Origin of the sequence: Gluconobacter oxydans (genome assembly GCF_006539685.1) — a bacterium.
Lineage (GTDB): Bacteria > Pseudomonadota > Alphaproteobacteria > Acetobacterales > Acetobacteraceae > Gluconobacter > Gluconobacter oxydans.
Genome location: NZ_BJNM01000090.1, coordinates 1 through 1,383 on the forward strand (window position 1 = coordinate 1; position 1,383 = coordinate 1,383).

Below are 1,383 nucleotides of genomic sequence, written 5' to 3' on the forward strand. Positions count from 1 at the left end.
AAACACCTAGGGGTTTGGTTTGCAAGTGACGGACTTTGACACCCCACCTCTTTCAGACCTTCCGTGGGAGCCGCGCGGTTTGCAGTCATAGCGATCTGGCCAAGATGTCCACTTCGTTCATGTTGAAAACCTATCCTGTTAGGTTTATATTCCGCTTATGCCAGTGGTAATGAGAATTGCGGGATGCCGCGTTGTAATCTTCACCAACGATCACAGACCCCCGCATGTTCACATTATCGGCTCAGATGGTCAGGTGGTTGTGAGCATTGAAGATGATCCGCGCATATTACGGATTGAAGGCTTTAGCGACCGCGAAGCATTGAAGCTGGCGAAAGAAGTCGGAGCGAACGCGGACACGCTCCTGAAGGAATGGGAGGTTATTCATGGCAAGAAGTGAAGAGCTCAAATCCGCCCGGGAAGCAGGTGATGCCTACGCAAAGGCTACGCCAGGCGTCAGTGCTGCGGGGTATGATGCGACCACAGGCCGTATCACCATTGAACTGACGAACGGAGCGCGCTTCGAGTTCCCCGCCCGGAAGATACAGGGCCTACAGAACGCAACGGATGCCCAGCTAGCCAAGGTTGAGCGCATGGGCCGTTATGCTCTGTGCTGGGACGATCTGAATGCTGACATCCTGGTCCCTGAACTCATGGCCGGGATATTTGGAACGCGGGCCTTTATGGCAAGCCAGGCAGGGAAAACACTGTCTGCCGCAAAGTCTGCCGCCGCCCGGCGCAATGGCGCCAAAGGTGGACGGCCGAGGAAAGTAGCGTGAAAGATAATATTAGACAGAATACTTTTGTTATTTTTCGAGTTCTTAGCGATCATAATCGAGAGTTTTGGCATTCCTCTCAAAAACCATATTGGGTTGATTATGAAGACCAAGCTGAAGTCTATTTAGATCGCGAAAGTGCTGAAAGAGAAGCGGAAAGACTAGAAAAACTTGGATATGGACATATGTATACCAAAGACAAATCAGAATTATAAGAAATGTTGATGAGGGAACGCATTACGCGTTCCCTCATCCATCATTACATCCAACCGAGTAGATGAAGTAAATGCTGCACAATTGCCCAGAACCACATAAAGTGGAGGCCGGACAGTGAAGCACGTAGCTTCAAACCATTCGGAAGGCTGGCAGCGATGGAGCAAGTTGCCACTTTAGGCATCTCCTATCGTGCGAGACCCCTTGATGAGCCGAGTACTCGCATTAAGGCCAGGGTAGGAATAACAGTTCAGCGCAGCACTATTTACCTACCATCTCGGCTGCATTTGTTATTCTATTAACTTCAAAACAGATTGCCAATCGATTCGATATGATCGTTTGGATCAATAGGAAAACTATAATGTCTCTTAGGTGTTTGGTCCCGGGGTTTGATGGG

General features: G+C 49.5%; 3 protein-coding genes. All 3 read left to right on the top strand.

Features of this window, described 5'->3' with window-relative positions:
* Positions 1-169 precede the first annotated feature (169 nt).
* Genes GOX01_RS12700 through GOX01_RS12710 form a run of 3 tightly spaced genes read left to right on the top strand, consistent with a single transcriptional unit; the run spans position 170 to position 988 of the window.
* Entirely contained in the window at positions 170-397 is a 228-nt protein-coding gene (locus GOX01_RS12700) for a DUF4160 domain-containing protein (RefSeq protein WP_157774482.1), read from the top strand.
* Entirely contained in the window at positions 384-776 is a 393-nt protein-coding gene (locus GOX01_RS12705; protein ID WP_011252924.1) for a DUF2442 domain-containing protein, read from the top strand. The genes GOX01_RS12700 and GOX01_RS12705 overlap by 14 nt, the downstream gene beginning before the upstream one ends.
* Positions 773-988 carry a hypothetical protein gene (locus GOX01_RS12710; protein ID WP_131973975.1) on the top strand — a complete coding sequence of 72 codons (216 nt, stop codon included), beginning with the start codon at positions 773-775 and terminating at the stop codon, positions 986-988. The genes GOX01_RS12705 and GOX01_RS12710 overlap by 4 nt, the downstream gene beginning before the upstream one ends.
* Positions 989-1,383: the final 395 nt, after the last annotated feature.

Bases quoted from the DNA above. Each gene is read 5' to 3' on its own strand.
- GOX01_RS12700 (WP_157774482.1), top strand. From the start codon at position 170: ATGAGAATTGCGGGATGCCGCGTTGTAATCTTCACCAACGATCACAGA.
- GOX01_RS12705 (WP_011252924.1), top strand. From the start codon at position 384: ATGGCAAGAAGTGAAGAGCTCAAATCCGCCCGGGAAGCAGGTGATGCC.